This window comes from Streptomyces sp. TE5632 (assembly GCF_054061295.1).
The window spans coordinates 5497744-5521641 of sequence record NZ_JBSSEA010000003.1; the positions used below are offsets into that span (position 1 = coordinate 5497744).

The 23898-nt window shown below is 72.1% G+C and carries 19 protein-coding genes and 4 pseudogenes; 10 read left to right on the forward strand and 13 right to left on the reverse strand.

From position 1 onward, the window contains the following. Positions 1 to 3: 3 nt before the first annotated feature. Positions 4 to 1305, forward strand: a complete 1302-nt coding sequence (locus ACVW19_RS30220; protein WP_457463380.1) for a lysylphosphatidylglycerol synthase transmembrane domain-containing protein — start codon at positions 4 to 6, stop codon at positions 1303 to 1305. Here the strand turns inward: ACVW19_RS30220 and ACVW19_RS30225 are convergent. Further along, positions 1191 to 1949: pseudogene (locus tag ACVW19_RS30225) on the reverse strand (creatininase family protein); the annotation flags it as partial. The gene ACVW19_RS30220 and the pseudogene ACVW19_RS30225 overlap by 115 nt on opposite strands. Before the next feature lie 41 nt (positions 1950 to 1990). Here ACVW19_RS30225 and ribA point away from each other — a divergent pair. Continuing rightward, complete coding sequence (gene ribA / locus ACVW19_RS30230) at positions 1991 to 2650, forward strand: GTP cyclohydrolase II (protein WP_363042003.1); 660 nt, start codon at positions 1991 to 1993, stop codon at positions 2648 to 2650. A gap of 55 nt (positions 2651 to 2705) precedes the next feature. Here ribA and ACVW19_RS30235 read toward each other — a convergent pair. Further along, positions 2706 to 3162, reverse strand: a pseudogene (locus ACVW19_RS30235) (serine hydrolase); the annotation flags it as partial. Positions 3163 to 3191: 29 nt separating this feature from the next. Beyond that, on the reverse strand, positions 3192 to 3347 hold the full coding sequence (locus ACVW19_RS30240; RefSeq protein ID WP_457464908.1) for a hypothetical protein: 156 nt from the start codon (positions 3345 to 3347) through the stop codon (positions 3192 to 3194). A gap of 153 nt (positions 3348 to 3500) precedes the next feature. Between ACVW19_RS30240 and ACVW19_RS30245 the strand changes: the two genes are divergently transcribed. Continuing rightward, entirely contained in the window at positions 3501 to 3944 is a 444-nt protein-coding gene (locus ACVW19_RS30245; protein WP_457463382.1) for a PPOX class F420-dependent oxidoreductase, read from the forward strand. A gap of 68 nt (positions 3945 to 4012) precedes the next feature. Here the strand turns inward: ACVW19_RS30245 and ACVW19_RS30250 are convergent, their stop codons facing one another. Both ACVW19_RS30250 and ACVW19_RS30255 read right to left on the reverse strand, forming a co-directional pair. Next, positions 4013 to 5368 (reverse strand): MFS transporter, encoded by a 1356-nt coding sequence (locus ACVW19_RS30250; RefSeq protein WP_457463383.1) that lies wholly within the window; start codon positions 5366 to 5368, stop codon positions 4013 to 4015. Positions 5369 to 5568: 200 nt separating this feature from the next. Next, the gene (locus ACVW19_RS30255; RefSeq protein WP_457463385.1) at positions 5569 to 6234 is read right to left on the reverse strand and encodes a TetR/AcrR family transcriptional regulator; all 666 of its coding nucleotides are present in this window, start codon (positions 6232 to 6234) and stop codon (positions 5569 to 5571) included. 145 nt (positions 6235 to 6379) lie between these two features. On the opposite strand from ACVW19_RS30255, the gene ACVW19_RS30260 reads away from it, so the two are divergent. Both ACVW19_RS30260 and ACVW19_RS30265 read left to right on the forward strand, forming a co-directional pair. Further along, a complete protein-coding gene (locus ACVW19_RS30260; protein ID WP_457463387.1) occupies positions 6380 to 7264 on the forward strand; it encodes a shikimate dehydrogenase in 885 nt (294 codons plus the stop codon). A gap of 103 nt (positions 7265 to 7367) precedes the next feature. Beyond that, a complete protein-coding gene (locus ACVW19_RS30265; RefSeq protein WP_457463388.1) occupies positions 7368 to 9194 on the forward strand; it encodes a bifunctional sugar phosphate isomerase/epimerase/4-hydroxyphenylpyruvate dioxygenase family protein in 1827 nt (608 codons plus the stop codon). Positions 9195 to 9209: 15 nt separating this feature from the next. Here the strand turns inward: ACVW19_RS30265 and ACVW19_RS30270 are convergent, their stop codons facing one another. The 5 genes and pseudogenes from ACVW19_RS30270 to ACVW19_RS30290 form a co-directional block, all read right to left on the reverse strand. Next, positions 9210 to 9794: a histidine phosphatase family protein gene (locus ACVW19_RS30270; RefSeq protein WP_457463390.1), complete on the reverse strand. Its 585-nt coding sequence runs from the start codon at positions 9792 to 9794 to the stop codon at positions 9210 to 9212. A gap of 86 nt (positions 9795 to 9880) precedes the next feature. After that, a pseudogene (gene gnd / locus ACVW19_RS30275) lies at positions 9881 to 10750 on the reverse strand (phosphogluconate dehydrogenase (NAD(+)-dependent, decarboxylating)); the annotation flags it as partial. Between the two features lie 70 nt (positions 10751 to 10820). Further along, positions 10821 to 11756, reverse strand: a complete 936-nt coding sequence (gene opcA / locus ACVW19_RS30280; protein WP_457463392.1) for a glucose-6-phosphate dehydrogenase assembly protein OpcA — start codon at positions 11754 to 11756, stop codon at positions 10821 to 10823. Continuing rightward, entirely contained in the window at positions 11753 to 13327 is a 1575-nt protein-coding gene (zwf, locus tag ACVW19_RS30285; protein ID WP_457463394.1) for a glucose-6-phosphate dehydrogenase, read from the reverse strand. Before zwf ends, opcA begins: the two co-directional genes overlap by 4 nt. A gap of 279 nt (positions 13328 to 13606) precedes the next feature. Next, complete coding sequence (locus tag ACVW19_RS30290) at positions 13607 to 15022, reverse strand: glycoside hydrolase family 16 protein (RefSeq protein ID WP_457463396.1); 1416 nt, start codon at positions 15020 to 15022, stop codon at positions 13607 to 13609. Positions 15023 to 15217: 195 nt separating this feature from the next. Here ACVW19_RS30290 and ACVW19_RS30295 point away from each other — a divergent pair, with 195 nt between their 5' ends. Genes ACVW19_RS30295 through ACVW19_RS30305 form a run of 3 tightly spaced genes read left to right on the forward strand, consistent with a single transcriptional unit; the run spans position 15218 to position 19847 of the window. Beyond that, on the forward strand, positions 15218 to 15418 hold the full coding sequence (locus ACVW19_RS30295; protein ID WP_457463397.1) for a hypothetical protein: 201 nt from the start codon (positions 15218 to 15220) through the stop codon (positions 15416 to 15418). Beyond that, positions 15415 to 16761, forward strand: a complete 1347-nt coding sequence (locus ACVW19_RS30300) for a 6-phospho-beta-glucosidase (RefSeq protein ID WP_457463399.1) — start codon at positions 15415 to 15417, stop codon at positions 16759 to 16761. The genes ACVW19_RS30295 and ACVW19_RS30300 overlap by 4 nt, the downstream gene beginning before the upstream one ends. 20 nt (positions 16762 to 16781) lie before the next feature. Then, on the forward strand, positions 16782 to 19847 hold the full coding sequence (locus ACVW19_RS30305; protein WP_457463401.1) for an alpha-mannosidase: 3066 nt from the start codon (positions 16782 to 16784) through the stop codon (positions 19845 to 19847). Between the two features lie 57 nt (positions 19848 to 19904). Here ACVW19_RS30305 and ACVW19_RS30310 read toward each other — a convergent pair. Then, a pseudogene (locus tag ACVW19_RS30310) lies at positions 19905 to 20736 on the reverse strand (ATP-grasp domain-containing protein); the annotation flags it as partial. Between the two features lie 258 nt (positions 20737 to 20994). On the opposite strand from ACVW19_RS30310, the gene ACVW19_RS30315 reads away from it, so the two are divergent. Both ACVW19_RS30315 and ACVW19_RS30320 read left to right on the forward strand, forming a co-directional pair. Continuing rightward, positions 20995 to 21885 carry a metallophosphoesterase family protein gene (locus ACVW19_RS30315; protein ID WP_457463403.1) on the forward strand — a complete coding sequence of 297 codons (891 nt, stop codon included), beginning with the start codon at positions 20995 to 20997 and terminating at the stop codon, positions 21883 to 21885. Then, positions 21882 to 22559 (forward strand): 4'-phosphopantetheinyl transferase family protein, encoded by a 678-nt coding sequence (locus ACVW19_RS30320; protein ID WP_457463404.1) that lies wholly within the window; start codon positions 21882 to 21884, stop codon positions 22557 to 22559. Before ACVW19_RS30315 ends, ACVW19_RS30320 begins: the two co-directional genes overlap by 4 nt. Before the next feature lie 69 nt (positions 22560 to 22628). Here the strand turns inward: ACVW19_RS30320 and ACVW19_RS30325 are convergent, their stop codons facing one another. Next, positions 22629 to 22865, reverse strand: coding sequence for a hypothetical protein (locus ACVW19_RS30325; RefSeq protein ID WP_457463406.1), 237 nt, complete (start codon positions 22863 to 22865; stop codon positions 22629 to 22631). 149 nt (positions 22866 to 23014) lie between these two features. Then, complete coding sequence (locus tag ACVW19_RS30330; RefSeq protein ID WP_457463408.1) at positions 23015 to 23683, reverse strand: helix-turn-helix domain-containing protein; 669 nt, start codon at positions 23681 to 23683, stop codon at positions 23015 to 23017. Positions 23684 to 23898: the final 215 nt, after the last annotated feature.

Below are 23898 nucleotides of genomic sequence, written 5' to 3' on the forward strand. Positions count from 1 at the left end.
ACGGTGGAAACACCGGTCCTGGACCCCCCGGTCCCCGGCACTCCGGCTCCGGACCCCCCGCTTCCCGACGCTCCGGTCCTGGACACCCCGGTACCGCGCCCCGGCAGCGCCCCGCGCGCTCTCCTCGCCCGGCTCAACACCCCCGCCGTGCGCACCCGCCTCGGCAGCGCCGCCGGTGTCCTCATCCTCGCCGTGCTGCTGTGGCGCCTGGGCACCGGTGTCCTCCTCGACGGGCTGCGCCGGATCGACGGGCCCGCCGTGCTGGCGGCGCTCGGGATCGGGCTGGTGACCACGGTGTTCAGCGCCTGGCGCTGGGCCCTGGTGGCCCGGGGCCTGAGAATCCGGCTGCCGCTCGCCTCGGCCGTCGCCGACTACTACCGCGCCCTGTTCCTGAACGCGGCCCTGCCCGGTGGCGTCCTCGGCGACGTCCACCGCGCGGTGCGGCACGGGCAGAGCACCGGTGACCTGGGCCGCGGGGTGCGGTCCGTGGTGCTGGAGCGGGCCGCCGGACAGCTGGCGCTGTTCGCCGCCGGGGCCGTGATGCTGCTGACCATGCCGTCCCCGGTCCGGGACGACATGCGGCAGGCCGTCCCGCTCGTGGGCCTCGCCGCACTCGGCGCCTGCGCCGTCGTCCTCGCCCTGCGCATGAACCGGTCGGCGTCCTCACGCCGGGACCGGGCACCGCGGCCGGTACTCGCCGAGGCCCGCGAGGGGCTGCTGTCCCGGCGCAACGGACCGGGTGTGCTGCTCTCCTCCCTCGTCGTGCTCGCCGGATACCTGGCGATGTTCGTCCTCGCCGCCCGCGTCGCCGGAGTCGGCGCGGCGGTCACCGAGCTGCTGCCGCTGGGCGTACTGGCGCTGCTCGCCATGGCGCTGCCGCTGAACGTCGGCGGCTGGGGCCCCCGGGAGGGCGTCGCCGCCTGGGCGTTCGGCGCCGCGGGACTGGGCGCGGGCCGGGGGCTGGCCGTCGCCGTGGTCTACGGGGTGCTCAGCCTCGTGGCGAGCCTGCCCGGAGTGATCGTGCTCGTCGCCCGCTGGTACGCGAAGCTGCGCTCCGGGCGGCGGACGGGCGCCACCGCCGCCCCCGGCGCCCAGGGGCACACGGCCTATGCGCCGTCGCCCACCGCGCCGGCCGAACCGGTGGCGCCCGCCGGACCGGCCGGGGCCGCCGCCTCCGTCGCGGTGCTGCCGGAAGTGAGCATCGAGAAATACGCGCCGAAGGAATCCACGAGGCTCGCCAGAAGCGCTCTGCCCTTTTCCGCGGAGCCCAGTGAAGGGCGTCCGATGACACCGGAATCGGTATAGGCGGCCATTCCCAGGGTGAGCAACCGGCGCCGGTCGTCGGCGACATGATCGGAGGTCTCATAACCGGTACGGAGCAATTCGGGATGAGTGTGCAGAAGGACGGAGGTCTCGATTTCCCCCGCGTGCATGTCGGTGAGCAGCGAGGTGACCACGCCGGCGTGCCGGCGCGCGGTCTCCCAGTCCTCCGGCGCCGGGAACAGCGACATGCGCTCGCCGCGGGCGGAGGATTCCTGAACGACGTTGCCCAGTACGTAGTTTCCGCCGTGCCCGTTGACCAGCACCAGGGTGTCCACGCCGGACCGGCGCAGCGAGTCGGCGATGTCCCGTATCACCGCGTGAAGGGTCACGGAGGAGATGGAGACGGTTCCCGGCCAGGCCGCGTGCTCGTGCGAGCACGAGATCGTCACCGGAGGGAGGAGATGCACCGGGTACGTGTCGGCGATCTCCCTCGCGACGGCACACGCCACCAGCGTGTCGGTCACCAGCGGCAGGAACGGGCCGTGCTGCTCGAAACTCCCGACGGGAAGGACCGCGATCTGCCGTGAGACGTCGGCGCCCCGATTCCGTACATCTTCTGTAGTATCCGCCGGCAACAGACCGTGGACCGGGCCGTATGCCGCCGACCGCTTTTGTGAACCACTCATACCCTCACGGCCTTTCGTCTCTGCTTAGGAACCCGAGAATCATGACAGAAAACATAGGCGTACTCGCCAAGAAGCCACCCCAGCGGACCGGCGTGGAACGTGTCGTGAATGCGCCGTTGCCCACCGTGTACGGAAAGTTCCAGGCGGTCGGCTACCTCGACCACGACCGCGGTGACGAACAAGTCGCCCTGGTCCACGGCGACATCGGCACGGACCGGGTCCTCACCCGGCTGCACTCGGAGTGCCTGACCGGCGACGCGTTCGGCTCCCAGCACTGCGAGTGCGGCGACCAGCTCGCCGCCGCACTGCGCGCGGTGGCCGCCGAAGGGGCGGGCGTCGTCCTCTACTTGAGAGGACACGAGGGCCGCGGCATCGGCCTGCTGGCGAAGCTGCGCGCGATGGCCCTGCAGGCGGAGGGGCTGGACACCGTCGAGGCGAACCTCGCCCTCGGCCTGCCGGTGGACGCCCGCGACTACGGTGTCGCCGCCGGCATGCTCCAGGACCTGGGCGTACGGTCGGTGCGGTTGATGTCCAACAACCCCCGCAAGCACGAGGCGTTGGTACGGCACGGTATCCAGGTCGCCGAGCAGGTACCGCTGTTGATACCGCCGTGCGAGAGCAACATCACCTACCTGCGGACCAAGCGGGAACGCCTCGACCACGACCTGCCCCACCTGGACGCGGTGGCGCACTGGTCCTGACGGCCCACCGGCCCCGGCACCCCCGGCGGCGAACCGGCGTCCGGCCGGACTGCGTTCAGCCGGTCACGGCCTCGTGCACCAGCCGCCTGAGGTCCGGGAACACCGAGTGGGAGGACCGGGGCCGCACCTGCGTGTAGAACTGCACGGTCAGGTCGCGGCCCGGGTCGACCCAGAACGCGGTGGTGGCGACCCCGGTCCAGCCGTACGTGCCGAGGCCGGACGGGGCCCGCGTACGGGACGGGTCGACGACGACGGAGACACCGAGGCCCGAAGCCGATGCCCTCGTTGCCGGGCTCGTCGTGGGCCGGACGGCTGCCGAAGGCGCGCAGATCGGCGCCGCCGGGGAGGCGGTTGCGGGTCGTCAGGTCCACCGTGGCCGGGGTGAGCAGCCGGACACCGTCCAGTTCGCCCCGCCGGCGCAGCAGTCCCATGAAACGGTGCATGTCGTGGGCGGAGACCGCCGTCCCCCCGCTGCCGGACAGGAACCGGGGACGGCCCCGCAGCGGCAGCCCGGCCGCGACGTCCCGCCGCCCGTACGCCGTCAGGTGCCGACCCGCCCGCCCCGCGCGACGGCGACGAGGAAGCCGGGCAGCCGCCCCTCGTCGACCTCGTGCGCGAAGTGCCGGTCCAGCCGGTCCAGCGCCTCCGCGTCCAGTCCGGTCTCCGCCGGGTCGGCCTCCTGCCGCAGCAGTCCCATCGCGCACTCCTTCGATCACGCTCACAAGCCGAGTCCGGGATACCCCGCCCGGAGCACGTCAGACCTCGTCGGGCCGGGTGAACACACCGGCGAATCAGGGCGGACGGCGAGGACGACGGGAACGACGGGGCCGGTGCGGGCGTTGCACCGGGTATGACACAGGACACACTGCCCGCGCTGCTCGCACTGATCGGTGATCACAACGGTGGCGTGCTCGTCACGCTGAAACAGGACGGCCGGCCCCAGCTGTCGAACGTCAACCACGCCTACTACCCCGACGAGCGGCTGATCCGTGTCTCGATCACGGACGACCGGGCCAAGACCCGCAACCTGCGGCGGGACCCCCGGGCGTCCTACCACGTGACCACCCCCGACCGGTGGGCGTACACGGTCGCCGAGGGCACCGCCGAACTGTCCCCCGTCGCCGCCGATCCGCACGACGAGACGGTGCGGGAACTGATCCGGCTCTACCGCGACGTCAACGGCGAACACCCCGACTGGGACGACTACCGCGCCGCCATGGTCCGCGACCGCCGCCTCGTACTGCGACTGCGGGTGGAACGGGCGTACGGGATCCCCCGGCGCGGCGAGGCGTAGGGCCCTCGGCCGCGCCGACGCGAGACCCCCGGGGCCGGGGCCGGCTCCGGGGGTCGGGGCGAGCGGGGTCAGGCCGTTGCCTTCTCCGGCCGGGTCACGCCGTCGGCCGCGCGTTCGCCGAGCAGTTCGGTCGGGACGCGGTGGGTCTCCCGCGCGGAGAGCGCCGCGACCACCGGCGGGACGCACAGGGCGGCCGTGAAGAGCGCCACCGCCGTCCAGTCGTCACCGTCCGGGCCCGCGATCTGCGCGGCGAAGGTGACCGCGAAGCCGGCCACGGCGAAGCCGATCTGAGTGCCGATCGCCACGCCCGAGAGCCGCACCCGGGTCGGGAACATCTCGCCGTAGAAGGACGGCCACACACCGTTCGCGGCGCTGTAGACGACACCGAAGGCGAGGATGCCCAGCAGCATCGTCAGGGCGAAGTTGCCGGTGGAGACGACCCACAGGTACAGGAACATCGTCACCGCGCTGCCGACGGCGCCGACCAGGAAGACCGGGCGGCGGCCGATCCGGTCGGAGAGCACGGCCCACAGGGGGATCGCGGCGAGCGCGGCGACGTTCGCCAGCGCGGCCACCCACAGCATCGACGTGCGGGACATGCCGACCGCGTCACTGGTCGCGTACGCCAGCGCCCACACCGTGAAGATCGTGCTGACCGAGGCGATCAGCGCACCCGCGACCACCCGCAGGACGTCCGCCCAGTGCTCGCGCAGCAGCACGACCAGGGGCAGCTTCACGACCCCCTCGGTGGTGGTCTGCTGCTCGAAGGCCGGGGTCTCGTCCAGCTTGCGGCGGATGACGTACCCGACCACGGCGACCGCGACGCTCATCCAGAACGGCACCCGCCAGCCCCAGGAGAGCAACTGCTCCTCGGGCATCGCGGCCACCGGGATGAAGACCAGCGTGGCCAGCAGCTGGCCGCCCTGCGTACCACTCAGGGTGAAGCTGGTGAAGAAGCCGCGCCGGTGGGGCGGCGCGTGCTCCAGGGTCATCGAGTTCGCGCTGGCCTGTTCACCGGCCGCCGAGATGCCCTGCAGGATGCGGCACAGCACCAGCAGGACCGGCGCGAGGGTGCCGACCTGGTCACGGGTGGGCAGACAGCCGATGAGGAACGTCGACACGCCCATCAGCATCAGCGTGAAGACCATGATCTTCTTACGGCCGACCCGGTCCCCGTAGTGGCCGAGGAACAGCGCGCCGAGGGGCCGGGCCGCGTACGCGACACCGAACGTCGCCAGCGACAGCAGAGTCGCGGTGGCCGGGTCGGAGTCGTCGAAGAACACCTCCGGGAAGATCAGCGCCGCCGCGCTGCCGTAGATGAAGAAGTCGTAGTACTCCAGGGCGCTGCCGATCCAGGCGGCGGTCGCCGCCTTCTTCGGCTGTCCGGGCGGGGAGGCGTCGCGGGGCGGTGCGGGGACGGACACGGCGGGCTCCTTCGAGGGGACTCCACGACGGCACGCGGAGGATGAGCTGAGGGGAGAAGCCGGTGCGCTAATTAACCCACTGGATAGTTAGTCGCGGCTGGGTAGGGATGCTGCGCCCGACGGCCCGCGGTGTCAAGAGGTGGCGTCGTACGGAGTCGGTCCAGGGTTCGCCGGGGCGGAGGGGCGATGCCCTCCGCCGGTCAGTCCGCGGCCCGCTCCGCCGTCAGGTACGCGATCACCATGTCGCCCAGCATCGCCCGGTAGTGCTCGCGCCGGTCCGGGGCGACCAGGTCGCGGCCGAACAGCGCGCCGAAGGTGTGCCGGTTGGACACCCGGAAGAAGCAGAACGAGCTGATCATCGCGTGCAGGTCGACGGCGTCCACATCGGCCGTGAACAGGCCCGACTCCTGCCCCGCGGCCAGGATCCGGCGGATCACGTCGAGCGCCGGCGAGCCCATCCGGCCGAGCTCCTCGGAGGCCGTGATGTGCTCCGCGCCGTGGATGTTCTCGATGCTCACCAGGCGGATGAAGTCCGGGTGCCGCTCATGGTGGTCGAAGGTCACCTCCGCCAGCCGCCGGATGGCCGCCACCGGGTCCAGATGGTCGACGTCCAACTGCTGCTCGGCCTCGCGGATCACGCCGTACGCGCGCTCCAGCACGGCCGTGAACAGCCGTTCCTTGCCGCCGAAGTAGTAGTAGATCATCCGCTTGGTGGTGCTGGTGCGGGCGGCGATCTCGTCGACGCGGGCCCCGTCGTAGCCGGCCCGCGCGAACTCCCGCGTCGCCACGTCGAGGATCTCGGCCCTGGTGCGGGCGGCGTCACGGATGCGCTCGCCGGGCCGTGCCGGTTCTTCGACGCTGGTCATGGAGTTCCTTCGAGTGAGGGTGTGCGGTGCCGGTGATTCTAGAAGGGAGCCGTCGTCGGCCTGCCGGGGCTTCCACGAGGCCCCGACCGGCTGATATAGCTAACGTACTGGTTCGTACATTAGTGAGTGGTCTCTGGAGGCCCCGGTGCTCAAGGACTCGTATCTCGTCGGGCTGATCGGCTCCGGCATCGGCCCGTCGCTCAGCCCCGCGCTGCACGAGCGGGAGGCCGACCGGCAGGGCCTGCGTTGTCTGTACCGGCTCCTCGACCTCGACGTGATCGGCGTACCGCCCGAGGCGGTGGGCGAGCTGCTGCGTGCCGCGCGGCTGCTCGGATTCGACGGGCTCAACATCACCCACCCGTGCAAACGGCTCGTCGTCGAGCATCTCGACGCACTCGATCCGCAGGCCGAGGCGCTCGGCGCGGTCAACACCGTCGTCTTCGAGGGCGGCCGGGCCGTCGGCCACAACACGGACGTCACCGGCTTCGCCGCCTCCTTCGCCCGCAGCCTGCCCGACGTGCCGCTGGAGCGGGTGGTGCAGCTCGGCGCGGGCGGCGCCGGTGCCGCCGTCGCGCACGCCGTGCTCACCCTCGGCGCCGGACGGGTCACCGTGGCCGACGCCCTGCCCGAGCGCGCCGACGAACTCGCCGACTCCCTGAACCGGACCTTCGGAGCGGACCGCGCCGCAGCCGCCCCCCTGGACCGGCTGCCAAAGCTCCTGGCCGCCGCCGACGGCAGCGGCGGCCTGGTGCACGCGACCCCCACCGGCATGGCCGCCCACCCGGGACTGCCGCTGCCCGCGGAGCTGCTGCACCCCGGGCTGTGGGTCGCCGAGGTCGTCTACCGCCCCCTGGAGACCGAGCTCCTGCGCACCGCCCGCGCGGCGGGCTGCGCCACCCTCGACGGCGGCGGCATGGCCGCCTTCCAGGCCGCGGACGCGTTCCGCCTGTTCACCGGGCGGGAACCCGACCGGGCCCGCATGCTCGCGGACCTCACCGAACTCACCGGCCCCGTCGCAGCACCCAAATAGCCCCCAGAGCCTCCAGAACCCCCAGAGCCTCCAGAACCCCCAGAGCCCCCAGAGCCCCCAGAGCCCTCAGAGCACGGAACTTCACGGAAGCAGAGGTACCGACGTGCGTACGTCCATCGCCACCGTCTCCCTCAGCGGCACCCTCACCGAGAAACTCACGGCCGCCGCCCGCGCCGGCTTCGACGGCGTGGAGGTCTTCGAGAACGACCTGCTCGCCAGCCCGCTCACGCCACGGGAGATCCGCGCCCGCTGCCTCGACCTCGGACTCGGCATCGACCTCTACCAGCCGCTGCGGGACATCGAGGCCGTGCCCGCCGAGGCGTTCGCCCGCAACCTGCGCCGCGCCCGGCACAAGTTCGAGCTGATGGGCGAACTCGGCGCCGACACCGTGCTGGTCTGCTCCAGCGTCGACCCCGAGGCGATCGACGACGACGCTCTCGCCGCCGCGCAGCTGAGCGAACTCGCCGATCTGGCACAGGACTTCGGTATCCGGGTCGCGTACGAGGCGCTGGCCTGGGGGCGACACGTCAGCACGTACGACCATGCCTGGCGCATCGTCGAGGCGGCCGGGCACCCGGCGCTCGGCACCTGCCTGGACAGCTTCCACATCCTCTCCAGGGGCTCCGACCCCAAGGGCATCGAGGACATCCCCGGCGAGAAGATCTTCTTCCTCCAGCTGGCCGACGCCCCGCTGCCCGCGATGGACGTCCTCCAGTGGAGCCGCCACCACCGCTGCTTCCCCGGACAGGGCGGCTTCGACGTCGCCGGACTCGTCCGGCACGTCCTGCGCACCGGCTACGACGGGCCGCTGTCCCTGGAGGTGTTCAACGACGTGTTCCGGCAGGCCGAGGCCGCCCCGACCGCCGTGGACGCCCGGCGCTCCCTGCTCGTCCTCCAGGAGGAGGCGGGGGTGGCGCAGCCGCCCGTCCCCGTCGTCCCCACCGGCATCGCCTTCGCCGAACTCGTCACCGCCGACGCCGAACCCCTCACCGGACTGCTGGGCGCCCTCGGCTTCACCCGCACCGCCCGGCACCGGAGCAAACCCGTCGACCTCTGGCAGCAGGGCGAGGCCCGCCTCCTCGTCAACACCGGTACGGCCGTCCGCCGCGACGGCACCCGACTCGCCGCCGTCGGCCTGGAGTCGCCCGACCCCGCCGGTGCCGCCGCCCGCGCTGAGGCCCTGCTGGCGCCCGTACTGCCGCGCCGCCGCGACCCGAAGGACGCCCCGCTGGACGCCGTCGCCGCCCCCGACGGCACGGAACTGTTCTTCTGCGACGCCCGACTCGCCGGCTGGCGGGCCGACTTCGAGGACGTGGGGGAGCCTGCGGCCAGGTCCGCCGCAGCAGATTTGTCTGCCATGCCGGGGACCTGGCGCATCGACCACCTCGCGCTCACCCAGCCCTGGCACCACTTCGACGAGGCGGTCCTCTTCCACCGCAGCGTGCTCGGGCTGCGGGCCGAGGACAGCGTCGACGTCGCCGACCCCTACGGGCTGCAGCGCAGCCGCGCGGTCAGCAACGCCGACGGCACCGTCCGGATCGCCCTCACCGTCCAAGCCGCGCCCGGCGACGACACCGTGCACGCCCAGCACATCGCGTTCGCCACCGACGACGTGGTCGCCGCGGCCCGCCGGCTGCGCGAAGCGGGCGTCCCGTTGCTGCCGATCCCGGCGAACTACTACGACGACCTCGCCGCCCGCCACGAGTTCGCCGACGGCGAGCTGGAAACCTACCGCGAACTGGGCATCCTCTACGACCGCGACGAGCACGGCAGCCTGCGGCACTGCTACACCCGCACCGTCGGCCGGGTGTTCTTCGAACTCCTCCAGCGCGACGGCGGCCACCGCGGCTACGGCGCCCGCAACGCACCGGTGCGGCTGGCCGCCCAACACGCCGTCCGGACGTCGACCGCCCTCACCTCCCAGCCGTAGGGCAGGGCGTCGGCGTCAGGGCCGGGTGTTCCACTCCGCGAGCACCGGGCTGCCGTGCTCCAGCGACAGTCGGCTCAGCGTCCCCGTCTCCAGCCGGAACAGCCGCCCGCCCGTGGGCGGCAGGCCCAGCCGCCGTGCGGTCAGCACCCGCAGCAGGTGACCGTGCGCCACGAGCACCACATCACCCGCGTCGAGCGCCCCGGCCACCCGGGACAGCACCCGGTCGGCCCGCTCGCCGACCTGCGCGGCAGACTCGCCGGGAAACTCCGGACCGGACGGCACCCCGTCGGTCCACAGGTCCCAGCCGGGCCGGGCGCGTCGGATGTCCGTGGTGGTGACGCCCTCGTAGCCGCCGTAGTCCCACTCCCGCAGGTCCGGCTCCGGTACCGCCCCCGCCAGCCCCGCGAGTTCGGCGGTGCGCCGGGCACGGAGCAGCGGACTGGTGAGCACGAGCGCGAAGGCGCGGCCCGCGAGCAGCGGGGCCAGGGACCTGGCCTGGTCCTCGCCGCCCGGGGTCAGGGGCAGATCGGTACCACCGGTGTGCCGTCCCGCCCTGCTCCACTCCGTCTCACCGTGCCGGGCCAGCAGGAGATCTCCCACGACCGCTACGCCCAGTCCTCCTGCTCCTGCTTCTGTTCCTGCTCCTCGTCCTGATCCCGTTTCCGATCCAAGTCGTCCCGGTCCGCGGACTCGACCGCGTGGCCGCCGAACTGGTTGCGCAGTGCCGCGACCATCTTCATCTGCGGCGAGTCCTCCTGCCGGGAGGCGAACCGCGCGAACAACGACGCGGTGATCGCGGGGAGCGGCACCGCGTTGTCGATGGCGGCCTCCACGGTCCAGCGGCCCTCGCCCGAGTCCTCGGCGTAGCCGCGCAGCTTCTCCAGGTGGGCGTCCTCGTCGAGGGCGTTGACCGCCAGGTCGAGCAGCCAGGAGCGGATGACCGTGCCCTGCTGCCAGGAGCGGTACACCTCGCGGACGTTGTCCACCGAGGGGACCTTCTCCAGCAGCTCCCAGCCCTCGGCGTAGGCCTGCATCATGGCGTACTCGATGCCGTTGTGGACCATCTTCGCGAAGTGCCCGGCGCCGACCTTGCCCGCGTGGACGTAGCCGTACGGGCCCTCCGGCTTGAGCGCGTCGAAGATCGGCTTCAACCGCTCCACGTGCTCCTCCTCGCCGCCGACCATGAGGGCGTAGCCGTGCTCCAGCCCCCACACACCGCCCGAGACACCAGCGTCGACGAAGCCGATGCCCCGGGCACCCAGCTCCTTGGCGTGCTTCTCGTCGTCCGTCCACCGGGAGTTGCCGCCGTCGACGACGGTGTCACCGGGCTTGAGCAGGCTCCCCAGCTGATCGATGACGTGCTGGGTGACCGTGCCGGCCGGGACCATCACCCAGACGACACGCGGCCCGTCGAGCCGGTCGACGAGGTCGGACAGGTGGCCGACGTCGGAGCGGTCGGGGTTCGTGTCGTAGCCGACGACGGTGTGTCCGGCGGCACGGATGCGCTCACGCATGTTGCCGCCCATCTTGCCGAGACCAACAAGGCCGATCTGCATGTCAGTTCACTTCCTGGGTTCGGGTAGGGCGGCCCACCGGGGGCGCCGGGTCGGTGCGGGGGAGGGGGCGTCAGACATGGGCGGGGACCTCCTCGGTGGCCTCGCCGCGCAGGGCGACGGCGTACATCTCGTCCGCGTCGAGACGCCTGAGCTCCTCCGCGATCAGCTCGGAGAGGGGGCGCACCTTCAGCGCGAGCCGCCGCGACGGCTGTCCCGGCAGCGACAGCGTGGCCATCGGGCCCTCCGGGCGGTCGATGACGATCTCGCCGTCCACCGTGCCCAGGCGCACGCCGGTGACCACCGGACCGGCCGTCTCCACCCGCTCGACCGGTACGTTCAGCCGGGCCTCCAGCCAGCGCGCCAGCAGCTCCGCGCTCGGATTGTCGGCCTCGCTCTCCACGGCCGCCGACGTCACCGTCAGCTGGGCCTGGTCCAGGGCGGCGGCCAGCATGGACCGCCACGGCGTCAGCCTGGTCCAGGCCAGGTCGGTGTCGCCGGGTGCGTAGCAACGCCTCCGGGCGGTCAGCACCCCCAGAGGGTCCTCGACCGCGTACAGGTCGGTGATCCTGCGCTGGGCCAGCGCGCCCAGCGGGTCCCTCGACGGGTGCTCGGGCCCTTCCGCCGGCCACCAGACCACCACCGGGGCGTCCGGCAGCAGCAGCGGCAGCACCACGGAGTCGGCGTGGTCGGACACCTCGCCGTAGGTCCGCAGGACCACGGTCTCGCCGGTGCCGGCCTCCGAACCGACCCGCACTTCGGCGTCGAGGCGCGGGTGGGTGCGTTCGCGCAGGCTGCGGGCGTGGCGCCGGATGACGACGAGCATGCGCGAGGGGTGCTCGTGCGAGGCCTCCTCGGCGGCCTTGATCGAGTCGTAGGCGTTCTCCTCGTCCGTGACGATCACCATCGTCAGGACCATCCCCACGGCGGGGGTGCCGATGGCGCGGCGGCCCCGCACCAGCGCCTTGTTGACATCGCTTGCCGTGGTGTCGGTGAGGTCGATCTTCATGGCCTGCGCCAGCTCCGTCCGTCTCGTGCGAGCATCTCGTCGGCTTCCGCGGGTCCCCAGCTGCCCGAGGTGTACCGCGCGGGCCTGCCGTGGGATGCCCAGTGCTCCTCGATCGGGTCGAGGATCCTCCACGACTCTTCCACTTCCTGATGGCGGGGGAACAGGTTGGCGTCCCCCAGCAGGACGTCCAGGATGAGCCGCTCGTACGCCTCCGGGCTGGACTCGGTGAACGACTCGCCGTAGGCGAAGTCCATCGTCACGTCGCGGAGCTCCATGGACGTGCCCGGCACCTTGGAGCCGAACCGCACCGTCATGCCCTCGTTCGGCTGCACCCGGATGACGACCGCGTTGGAGGCCAGTTCCTCGGTGGCCGTGGAACCGAAGGGGGAGTGCGGCGCCCGCTGGAGCACCACCGCGATCTCGGTGACCCGGCGGCCCAGCCGCTTTCCGGTGCGCAGGTAGAAGGGGACGCCCGCCCAGCGGCGGTTGTCGACGCCCAGTTTGATCGCGGCGTAGGTGTCGGTGGCGGAGCCCGCGTCGATGCCCTCCTCCTCCGTGTAGCCGCACACCCGTTCGCCGCCCTGCCAGGCACCCGCGTACTGCCCGCGCACGGTGTGCAGGTCCAGGTCCTTCGGCAGCCGCACGGCCCGGAGCACCTTCAGCTTCTCGGCGAGCAGCGACGCCGCGTCGAAGGAGGCCGGTTCCTCCATGGAGGTGAGCGCCATCAGCTGGAGCAGGTGGTTCTGGATGACGTCACGGGCGGCGCCGATGCCGTCGTAGTAGCCGGCCCGGCCGCTGATGCCGATGTCCTCGGCCATGGTGATCTGCACATGGTCCACGAAGGACCGGTTCCAGATCGGCTCGAACAGCTGATTGGAGAAGCGGAGCGCCAGGATGTTCTGGACGGTCTCCTTGCCCAGGTAGTGGTCGATCCGGAAGACCTGGTCCGGGGCGAACACCTCGTGGACGATCGCGTTGAGCTCCTCGGCCGACCTCAGGTCGTGGCCGAAGGGCTTCTCGATCACCGCGCGCCGCCAGGAACCGCCGTTCTGGTCGGCCAGCCCGTGATTCCTCAGTTGCCGGACCACCTTCGGGAAGAACTTCGGCGGTACCGAGAGATAGAACGCGAAGTTGCCGCCGGTGCCTTGGGCGCTGTCCAACTCGGCCACGGACGCTCGCAGTTGCTCGAACGCGGTGTCGTCGTCGAAGTCACCCGGCACGAACCGCATGCCCTGGATGAGCTGCTGCCAGACCTCCTCGCGGAACGGAGTGCGGGCGTGCTCCTTGACCGCGTCGTGCACCACCTGTGCGAAGTCCTGGTCCGCCCAGTCCCGGCGGGCGAACCCGACCAGCGAGAAGCCCGGCGGCAGCAGACCCCGGTTGGCGAGGTCGTACACGGCCGGCATCAGCTTCTTGCGCGAGAGGTCGCCGGTCACTCCGAAGATGACGAGCCCGGAAGGGCCGGCGATCCGGGGGAGCCGGCGGTCGCGGGGGTCGTGCAGGGGATTGGACCAGCCGGCTCCGGCCTCGTTCTCGCCTTCGCCTTCGGCCTCGCCCGTCTCCTCGGTCATTCCGCGTCAGCTCCCTTGGTGTCGAGGGCCTTCCCCCCTACAGGGTGTCCCGGGAAGCGGGAACCTTCACCTCCGAGAAATCCCGGCGGAGCCCGTACCCGTGCTTTTCGCCCGTTCACCCTCAAGGAGCCTTCGGTCCGAAGGAGTGGCTGCCGCTTTACCTTCAGTAGTAAAAGTATGACGTTTCAAGCGGAGGGGTGCCACGAGGTGCTGGTTTCCGGTGGCCGCCCGCATGGGTGAGGGGGCCCCACGCGCGTGGAGCCCCCTCACCGTGGATGGTCAGCGGCCGAAGGTGAACCAGTTGACGTTCACGAAGTCCTGCGGCTGGCCGCTGGTGAAGGTCAGATACACGTCGTGCGTGCCCGTCACGGAGGTGATGTTCGCCGGGATCGTCCGCCACGACTGCCAGCCGCCCGTGTTGCCCACCGCGAAACTCCCGATGGGCGCGTTACCGCGGCTGTCCAGGCGTACCTCGACCAGGCCGCTGACCCCGGTCGGCGCACCGCTCGCCACCCGGGCGGAGAACTGCCGGGCCGCGGAGGAGCCGAAATCGACGCCCTTGTACTGCAGCCAGTCACCGCCCGCCAGCGCACCCACGTTCTGGCCGCCGCCGGAGTCCGAGGTGGTCTCCGTCATCGTGCCGGACTGGGCGTCGAAGGACTCGGCCTGGATGGTGCCGTAGGCGTTCCGGTTGCCGGCCGGCGGGGGCGTGGTGCCACCGCCGCCGGAGCTCAGCACCTGGACGTAGTCGACGAGCATCGAGTGGCCGGGCTGGGTGCCGCCGTCCGGGCCACCGCCGAAGGCGTCGGGGAAGCCGCCGCCCATCGCCACGTTGAGGATGATGAAGAAGCCGTGGTCGGTGGCGTTCCTCCAGGTCGTCGCGTCGACCTGGTTCTCCCGCACGGTGTGGAAGTTGTTTCCGTCGAGGTAGAAACGGATCTGCTCCACGCTCGACGAGCGGTCCCACTCCAACCGGTAGGTGTGGAAGCCGGCCTGACAGGTCGTGCCCTGACAGGTGGTCGAACCGCCGATGCCGCTGTTCTCGTTGCACGGCCCGCCGGGTGCGGTGCCGCAGTGCATCGTGGCGAAGACGGTGTTGTTGCCCTGGGTGTTCTCCATGATGTCGAGCTCGCCGACGGACGGCCAGTTCCAGTAGTTGCCCCGGTACGGCGCGCCCAGCATCCAGAACGCCGGCCAGTAGCCCTTGGCGGCGGCGCCGGTCACGTTCGGCACCTGGATGCGGCTCTCGACGCGCAGCGTGCCCCCGGCGGGCGGCTGGAAGTCGGAACGGTTGGTCTCGATGCGGCCCGAGGTCCAGTTGCCGGAGGCGTCCCGTCGCGGGGTGATACGGAGGTTGCCGTTGCCGTCGAGGGAGACGTTCTCCGGGCTCGACGTCATCGTCTCGATCTCACCGGTGCCCCAGTTGGCGGGGCCGCCCGGGTATCCCTTGCCGGTCGCGTACTGCCAGTCGGAGGTGTTGACACCGCTGCCCGCGGCGCCGTTGAAGTCGTCGACGAAGACCTGGTTCCAGCCCGACGGCGGGGGCGGGGCGGCGGCACTCGCCGACGGGACGGCGGCCGTGGCGGCGGCCGCGGTGAGCCCGAGCGTGCCGACGACGGCGAGCAGCGCCCGCCGCAGCGGGCGGGGTCTGCGGAGGGACCGGGATCTGCGGGGGGTGCCGGAGGTGTCACTCATGTGGGGGCTGCCTCTCGGATGCGGATACGGACACAAGAACGGATGCGGGTGCACAGGTGTGTGCGGGGAGTGCTCGAAGAGCCCGGCTCGATGATCCTGAGAGCGCTCTCAGAGTGTCGCCAATGTGCTCTGCGGCCCCGTGGCCGTCAAGAGGTGTAACCGAGAAAGTCCTTCTGCGCGGGGAGGGTTCATCCCGTGAATCGACGCGAACGGGTGCAACCGCGCCACGTCGACGGCGCACGGACGGCCCGTACCTCAGTGCTCGCTCCGGCCCTCGCCCCGCTCGGGTTGGCTGGACATGCTGGTGTCGACGGCATCGACGGCATCGACGGCATCGACGGCATCGACGGCATCGACGGCATCGGTGACGTCGAGAAGGGAAGGGTGCAGACGTGAAACTGACGATTCTGGGCGGCGGGGGATTCCGGGTACCGCTGGTGTACGGCGCGCTCCTCGAGGACCACGCCGAGGGGCGGGTGACCCGGGTGGTCCTCCATGACGTGGACGACCGCCGGCTGTATGCGATCGCCCGTGTGCTGGCCGACCAGGCGGCCGGGGTGCCCGACGCCCCCGAGGTGACCACCACCACCGATCTGGACGACGCCCTGCGCGGCGCCGACTTCGTCTTCTCCGCGATCCGGGTCGGCGGCCTCGAGGGCCGTGCGAACGACGAACGGGTCGCGCTCGCCGAGGGCGTCCTCGGACAGGAGACGGTCGGCGCGGGCGGCATCGCCTACGGGCTGCGCACCGTCCCCGTCGCCCTCGACATCGCCGCCCGGGTGGCCCGTCTCGCCCCCGACGCCTGGGTCATCAACTTCACCAATCCGGCGGGCCTGGTCACCGAGGCCATGTCCCGCCACCTCGGCGACCGCGTCATCGGCATCTGCGACTCGCCGGTCGGCCTCGGCCGCCGCATCGCCCGGGTGCTCGGCGCGAACCCGCGGGAGGCGTGGATCGACTACGTCGGCCTCAACCACCTCGGCTGGGTGCGCGGCCTGCGGGTCAAGGGCCGCGACGAACTCCCGCGCCTGCTCGCCGACCGCCGCCTGCTCGGCTCCTTCGAGGAGGGCAGGCTCTTCGGCGCCGACTGGCTCCAGTCCCTCGGCGCGATCCCCAACGAGTACCTGCACTACTACTACTTCAACCGGGAAACCGTACGCGCCTACCAGCAGGCGGAGAAGACCCGCGGCGCCTTCCTCCACGACCAGCAGGACCGCTTCTACGCGCAGGTGAGCGACCCCGACGGCACCGGCGCCCCCGCCCTGGACACCTGGAACCGCACCCGCGCCGAACGCGAGGCCACCTACATGGCGGAGAACCGCGAAACCGCCGGCGCCGGAGACCGCGACGAGGACGACCTGTCCGGTGGCTACGAGAAGGTGGCCCTCGCACTGATGCGGGCCGTCGCCCGCGACGAACGGACCACCCTGATCCTCAACGTCCGTAACCGCAGCACCCTTTCGGCACTCGACGCGGAAGCCGTCATCGAAGTCCCGTGCCTCGTCGACGCCGGCGGCGCGCACCCCGTCTCCGTCGACCCGCTGCCGGGCCACGCCACCGGCCTGGTCTGCGCGGTCAAGGCGGTCGAGCGCGAGGTGCTCCAGGCCGCCGAGTCCGGCTCCCGTGCCCGGGCGGTCAAGGCCTTCGCGCTGCACCCGCTCGTCGACTCCGTGAACGTGGCCCGTCGCCTCGTCGACGGCTACACCGCTGTCCATCCCGGTCTCGCCCACCTCAAGTAGCCCCGTGAGGAGAGCACTTCATGCATGACGAACGCCATCGGATCGAAGGCCGCGTCGAGCGCGTCCACACCCAGCGCGTCAAGCCCGCGGTCTACGCCGCCACCGTCCCGCTCACCGTCGAGGCCTGGCACGCGCCGGGCGAGCCGGTCCCCTTCGCACAGGCCGCAGCCGCCCCCTACGAGCCCTTCGCCAGGAACACCCCGTGGGGGCCGCCCTGGGGCACCACCTGGTTCCGGATGCGCGGACAGGTCCCCGCCGCGTGGGCCGGCCGGCGCGTCGAGGCGGTCATCGACCTCGGCTTCACCGGCGCCGGACCGGGCTTCCAGGCCGAAGCCCTGGTGCACCTGACCGACGGCACCCCGCTGAAGGCGGTCAACCCGTTCAACCGGTACGTTCCGGTCGCCCGCCGGGCCGCGGGCGGCGAGGAGATCGACTACCTGGTCGAGGCGGCCTCCAACCCCGACATCCTGGCCGACGGCTTCGCCCGCCCGACCCCGCTCGGCGACCGGCGCACGGCGGGCGACACACCGCTGTACGTGTTCCACGGCGCCGATCTCGCCGTCCTCGACGAACCGGTCTGGCACCTCGACCTGGACCTGTGCGTGCTGCGCGAACTCATGGCCGAACTGGGCGAACACGAGCCACGCCGGCACGAGATCGCGCATGCCCTCGACCGGGCCATGGACGCCCTCGACCTCGACGACGTCTCCGGCAGCGCCCCCGCCGCCCGCGAGGCCCTCGCCCCCGTCCTCGCGCGACCCGCGCACGCCAGCGCGCACACCGTGTCCGGAGTCGGGCACGCCCACATCGACTCCGCCTGGCTGTGGCCGCTGCGCGAGACCCGGCGCAAGACGTCCCGCACCTTCTCCAACGTCACCGCGCTCGCCGACGAGTACGACGACTTCGTCTTCGCCTGCTCGCAGGCCCAGCAGTACGCGTGGGTGCGCGACCACTACCCGCAGGTGTGGGAGGGGATCAAGAAAGCCGTCGACAAGGACCAGTGGGCACCGGTCGGCGGCATGTGGGTGGAGGCCGACGGCAATCTGCCCGGCGGCGAGGCCCTCGCTCGTCAACTGGTGCACGGCAAACGGTTCTTCCTCGAGCACTTCGGCATCGAGACCAAAGGAGTCTGGCTGCCCGACTCCTTCGGCTACACCGCCGCCTACCCGCAACTCGCCAAGCTCGCCGGCAACGAGTGGTTCCTCACCCAGAAGATCTCCTGGAACCAGACCAACAGGTTCCCGCACCACACCTTCTGGTGGGAGGGCATCGACGGCACCCGCATCTTCACGCACTTCCCGCCGGTCGACACCTACAACGCCGCCCTCACCGGCGAGGAGATGGCCCGCGCCGTGCGCAACTACCGTGAGAAGGGCGGCGGTACCCGCTCGCTCGCACCGTTCGGCTGGGGCGACGGCGGCGGCGGCCCCACCCGCGAGCACATGGAACGGGCCCGCCGGCTGGCCGATCTGGAGGGCTCCCCGAAGGTCGTCGTCGAACACCCCGACGCCTTCTTCGCCAAGGCGCGCGGGGAGTACCCCGACGCCCCGGTCTGGAACGGCGAGCTCTACCTGGAACTGCACCGCGCCACCTACACCAGCCAGGCCCGCACCAAGCAGGGCAACCGGCGCAGCGAACACCTCCTGCGCGAGGCCGAGTTGTGGGCCACCACGGCGGCACTGCACGCACCGGCCTACACCTACCCGTACGACACACTCGACCGGCTGTGGAAGACGGTCCTGCTGCACCAGTTCCACGACATCCTGCCCGGCTCGTCCATCGCCTGGGTGCACCGGGAGGCGGAGGCGGAGTACGCCAGGGTCGCCCGGGAACTGGAGGCGCTGACCGGGGAGGCGATCACCGCCCTGGGGGACGGCTCCGGCCCCCGGGTGTTCAACACCAGTCCGTACGACCGCGCCGAGGTGATCCGGGCACCCGGGGGAGCGCCGGTGTGGACGACCGCGCCCGCGAACGGCAGCGCCCCCCTGGAGCCGCCGGCCGGCTTCCCCGGCCCGCAGCCGGTGACCGTCACGGAACGGGTGCTCGACAACGGGATGGTGCGGGTGCGGCTGGCGGACGACGGCACGCTGTCGTCCGTCCGGGACCTCCGCGCGGCCCGCGAGGTGCTGGCCGGCCCCGGCAACCTGCTCCGGCTGCACACGGACCTCCCCAACCACTGGGACGCCTGGGACATCGACCAGCACTACCGGAACCGGTTCACCGAGCTGCCCGCCGCCGGGTCCGTCACCGTCGTCGCCCAGGACCCGCTGGTCGGCGCGGTGCGGGTGGAGCGCGCCTTCGGCAACGGCTCACGGATCACCCAGACGATCACCCTGCGCGCCGGCAGCCCCCGGATCGACTTCGAGACCGAGATCGACTGGCACGAGGCCGAGAAGATCCTCAAGGCCGGCTTCCCGTTCGACATCCGGGCCCCGCACTCCTCCGCGGAGATCCAGTTCGGTCACATCCAGCGCCCCACCCACACCAACACCAGCTGGGAGGCGGCCCGCTTCGAGGTCTCCGGCCACCGCTGGGTGCACATCGGCGAACCCGGCTACGGCGTCGCCGTCGTCAACGACTCGACGTACGGCCACGACGTGACCCGCACGGTCCGCGACGACGGAGGCACGACCACGACGGTCCGCCTCAGCCTGGTGCGCGCCCCGCGGATCCCGGACCCCGAGGCCGACCAGGGCAGGCACCGCCTCACCTACGCGCTGCTGCCCGGCGCGGGCATCGAGGACGCCGTCGCGGAGGGCTACGCGCTCAACCTGCCGCTGCGCGTGGCCCGGGCGGCGGGCGCACCGGACCCGGTGGTCTCGGTGGACGGCGAGGGCGTGACCGTCGAGGCGGTCAAGCTCGCCGACGACGCCTCCGGCGACGTCGTCGTCCGCCTCTACGAATCCCGCGGCGGACGTGCCACCGGCACCCTGCGCACCGGCTTCCCCCTCGGCGGGGCCCAGGTGACCGACCTCCTGGAGCGGCCGCTGGAACCGGCGGGCACCGACGGCGACAGCGTGCCCGTGGCCCTGCGTCCGTTCCAGGTGCTGACCCTGCGGCTGGCGGTGGACCGGAACCGGGACTGACCGCCCGCGCACCGTGCGCGTCGGGTCGGCCGGCCGCCCCCACCGTGATGGCGGCCGGCCCGAGCCCCCCAGCTCCCCGTGCCTTCAGCACCGGCTGTTCGCCGAACATCCGGAACCGGATGTTGGACAGATGGCGCAGGCCGAAACCCTCCGCGAACCGCCGGGCCGGCTCCAGCCACCGCTCGTGCAGGGTGAACCCCCTGCGGCGGCCGTTCTTGGTGCGGCCGACGGCCAGCCGGACCCGGCTGTCCGGCCCGGTGAGGCAGTCCACCGACACCTCCGGCTGCTCGAGCACCGGCATCACCAGCCAGTCCACCGGCTCCTCCGCCTGCCGCACCGCCGCCAGCACCAGATCGAGCGGCACCTGCGGGCTGGGGAAACCGCTCAGCTGCCCGAGGGCGAAGGGGGGGGCACGGGTGATCACCCGGAAGCCCACACCGCCCGCGCCGGACGCGGGCTTGAAGCACGCCCGGTGCCCCAGCGCCTCCAGCTCCTCCACGGCACGGACCAGCTCGTCCGCCGACCGCACCCGCCACCACGGCGGCACGGGCACCCCGATCGCCTGCACGGCCTCATAGGCGATCACCTTGTCGCGGAAGACGGCCACGGCCTCGGGCGGCGGCGCCAGCAGCGCCGTACCGGTCGCCTCGAACTCCACGCGGTGCGCGACGACGGCCCCCTGGTGCAGCCGGGGCACGAACACGTCGATGCCGCGCCGCGCGCACCGGGCGAGCGCGTACTCGACGTACGCCGCCGGGGACAGGTTCCCGGGTTCCAGCTCGGCGGTGTCGGCCGCGGCCGGTACGGGGGAGTCGGGGTCGCCGTGCGTGGCGTGGATCTCGACGGCCCGGTCGTTGGGATTCCTTCCCACCTGATCGATGAAGAACACGTTCTCCGCGTACGTGCGGTTGAGCCGTACTCGTACGCATGAGGCCGTGCAGGCCGCCTTTCACGGTTCGCGGGCAGGCCTCAGCACCACGGGCGTGTCACGGTTTCCCGGGAGAGTCCGGGGAGAGCCGCCCTTGTCCGGGCGACACGGATGTGATCCCTTGGGAGTGTTCGCGGACGCCGGGGTCCCCCTGCTCGAAGAGCCCGGGGAGCGCATGCTGTCCGTACGGGTTGTTCGTTCATCTCCAGGAGGCGACGAGTGGCGTCCACGGCCGGTGGCGACGGACAGATGTGGGCGATCAGCGACCTGCACGTCGGTTACGACGAGAACCGCGCGCTGGTCGAGCGGATGCACCCCGAGTCGGACGACGACTGGCTCCTCGTGGCCGGGGACGTCGCGGAGACGGTGGACGACATCCGCTGGGCGCTCAAGACACTCGCCGGCCGGTTCCACAAGGTCGTCTGGGTGCCCGGCAACCACGAACTGTGGACCCACCCGAGAGACACCGTCGCCCTGCGCGGCGTCGCACGCTACGACCACCTCGTCGAACAGTGCCGGGAACTCGGCGTGACCACCCCCGAGGACCCCTACCCCGTCTGGGACGGCCCCGGCGGTCCGGTGGCCGTGGCCCCGCTGTTCCTGTTGTACGACTACACGTTCCTGCCCGCCGGCTGCGCCACCAAGGACGAAGGACTGGCGTACGCGTACGGCACCGGCGTCGTCTGCACCGACGAGCGCCTGCTGCACCCCGACCCGTACCCGAGCCGGGAGGCCTGGTGCCGGGCCCGGGTCGAGGAGACCGAACGCCGGCTCGCCGAACTGCCGGACGGCCTGCCCGTCGTCCTCGTCAACCACTACCCGCTGCACCGGCATCCCACGGACGTCCTGTGGTACCCCGAGTTCGCCATGTGGTGCGGCACCGAGCTGACCGACGACTGGCACCGCAGGTTCAACGTCCGCACGATGGTCTACGGACATCTCCACATCCCGCGCAGCACCCGCCGGGACGGCGTCCCCTTCGAGGAGGTGTCCGTGGGCTACCCCCGCGAATGGCGGAAGCGGGCGACGCCACCGGGACGGTTGCACCGGATCGTGCCGGGTGAGCACGCGAACGAGGGCAAGGGCGAGCCCGAGGGAGGGCCCCGATGATCGAGGAGCTGCTGCCGGCCACGGTCGTCGTCATGGAGGCCCGCGGCGACGAGGGCGCCGACGCCCCGCTCCACCCCGAGGAGGCGGCGCTCATGGAGCGGGCGGTCGAGAAGCGCCGCCGGGAGTTCCGGGCGGTGCGCTCCTGCGCCCGCCGGGCCATGGAGAAGCTCGGAGTGCCCCCGCAGCCCGTGCTGCCCGGCGAGCGTGGAGCACCGGGCTGGCCGCCCGGGCTGGCCGGCAGCATGACCCACTGCACGGGCTACTGCGCCGCCGCCCTGGTCCGGGCCGACGACCTGGCCTCCCTCGGCATCGACGCGGAGGTCCAGGGGCCGCTGCCCGAGGGGGTGCTGTCCTCCGTCGCCCTGCCCGGGGAGGCGGAGCGGATCGGCCGGCTGGCCGTGGAGCGGCCCGAGGTGCACTGGGACCGGCTGCTGTTCAGCGCCAAGGAAGCCGTCTACAAGGCGTGGTTCCCGCTCACGGGGAAGTGGCTGGACTTCATGGAGGCCGACATCGAGCTGTTCACCGACCCCGGCGAACGGACGCGCGGCGGTTTCCGGGCGGCGCTCCTGGTCCCCGGCCCATGGGTGGGCGACCGCCGCCTCGACCACTTCGCGGGCCGCTGGACCGCCGAGAGCGGCCTGGTCGCGACGGCGGTCGCCGTACCCCACGGCTGACGGGGGCGCCGCGGCGCCCCGCCGCCGCGCGGCACCGGCACGGGCGCCGGCCCGGTCCTGCTCTCCCGGTCACGGCTCCGGGTGCCAGTCGCGGAGCATCCGGAAGAAGGTCTCCTCGTGGCCGGTCAGCCCGGTCCGGGCCAGGGCGGTCTCCGCCTCCGCGAGGACCGGGGGCACGACGACCGGGGCCTGCGGGTGTCCGGCGGGCCGCTCTCCGCGTCGTGGGCGGCGCGGCACCGTGTGTGGCGGCCGCAGGCAGGCCTGGACGGCGGTGCGCTCGCGGTCGGTCAGTACGGCGGTGGGCATCGCTCGGCTCTCCCCGGGCCGCGATCCGGCATCAGACGGCCCGCACGGTGCGGGCCGCCTCCAGCCTGCCGTCCACCACGGACAGTCGGGCTGTGCCGCCCGCCGGTCCGCCCGCCCGGCGGAGCAGCGTCCCACCCGCGCTCCCCAGGTCAGGAGTGGGGCCGCTGGACGCTCTCCAGGAGCATGTCCAGCCACTCCGCGACCTTGTCGCGGTGCTGGTCGGTGGGGAGTTGCGCGGCCCGCCACGCGATTCCGCGCACGCCGTGGTCCCGCAGCAGTCGCTCCAGCGGGTCGTCGGCCGCCGAGGCGGCCCGCCGCTCACGGTCCGCGAGGGTCTGCAGCAGTTCCTGCTCGGTGTGCTGGAGGGCGCCGGCGAGCGCTTCGGGGTCCTCGGCGGTGAGGAATCCGGCGTGCACCCGGAAGAACCGCTGGATGGCGTCGCAGTGTTCCATGGTGGGACGCCGGTCGCCGTTGATCAGGGCGCCGGCCTGCTGGCGGGACATGCCCGCGCCGTCCGCGATCTCCTGCTGCGTGTACTTGCGGCCGTTCGGCTTGAGCCGGGTACGGCGCAGCAGGTCCAGGCGCTGCACGAACCGGGTCTGCACCTCGGGCTCGCCCGCGGGCCGGCCGCTCAGCAGAGCCTTGACCACCGATTCCGGAACACCGGACGCCGCGGACAGCCGGCCGACGTCGAAGATCTCGGCGTGCGGCACGTCGAGCCGGTCGGCGAGTGCGGTGACGCGGGCGACGACGGCCGACAGCGCGGTCGTCGGCGCGGTCGTCGGCGCGGTGTCCGGACCCTCGAAGCCACCCGTCACCGACAGATCTCCTACGTCTCTCACAGGTTTCTCACGAGCGTTTGCCATGAACTTCACGGAGACTAGCCCGTGTCTCGAACTCACATCCAGGTCTCGCCACAACTGTGTCCAATTTCAGCCGTCAACGGGCATGGAATGCCACGATAGTTGACACGCCTCACGTCAGGGCAGCAGGATCGGGGCGCCGCGTCAAGGCCGCACAGGCAAGAGGGGTG

What these genes read in the sequence shown, in the direction of transcription:
- ribA (WP_363042003.1), top strand. Translation starts at nt 1,991, where the DNA reads ATGACAGAAAACATAGGCGTACTCGCCAAGAAGCCACCCCAGCGGACC.
- ACVW19_RS30240 (WP_457464908.1), bottom strand. Translation starts at nt 3,347, where the DNA reads ATGGGACTGCTGCGGCAGGAGGCCGACCCGGCGGAGACCGGACTGGAC.
- ACVW19_RS30245 (WP_457463382.1), top strand. Translation starts at nt 3,501, where the DNA reads ATGACACAGGACACACTGCCCGCGCTGCTCGCACTGATCGGTGATCAC.
- ACVW19_RS30255 (WP_457463385.1), bottom strand. Translation starts at nt 6,234, where the DNA reads ATGACCAGCGTCGAAGAACCGGCACGGCCCGGCGAGCGCATCCGTGAC.
- opcA (WP_457463392.1), bottom strand. Translation starts at nt 11,756, where the DNA reads ATGAAGATCGACCTCACCGACACCACGGCAAGCGATGTCAACAAGGCG.
- zwf (WP_457463394.1), bottom strand. Translation starts at nt 13,327, where the DNA reads ATGACCGAGGAGACGGGCGAGGCCGAAGGCGAAGGCGAGAACGAGGCC.
- ACVW19_RS30290 (WP_457463396.1), bottom strand. Translation starts at nt 15,022, where the DNA reads ATGAGTGACACCTCCGGCACCCCCCGCAGATCCCGGTCCCTCCGCAGA.
- ACVW19_RS30305 (WP_457463401.1), top strand. Translation starts at nt 16,782, where the DNA reads ATGCATGACGAACGCCATCGGATCGAAGGCCGCGTCGAGCGCGTCCAC.
- ACVW19_RS30320 (WP_457463404.1), top strand. Translation starts at nt 21,882, where the DNA reads ATGATCGAGGAGCTGCTGCCGGCCACGGTCGTCGTCATGGAGGCCCGC.
- ACVW19_RS30325 (WP_457463406.1), bottom strand. Translation starts at nt 22,865, where the DNA reads ATGCCCACCGCCGTACTGACCGACCGCGAGCGCACCGCCGTCCAGGCC.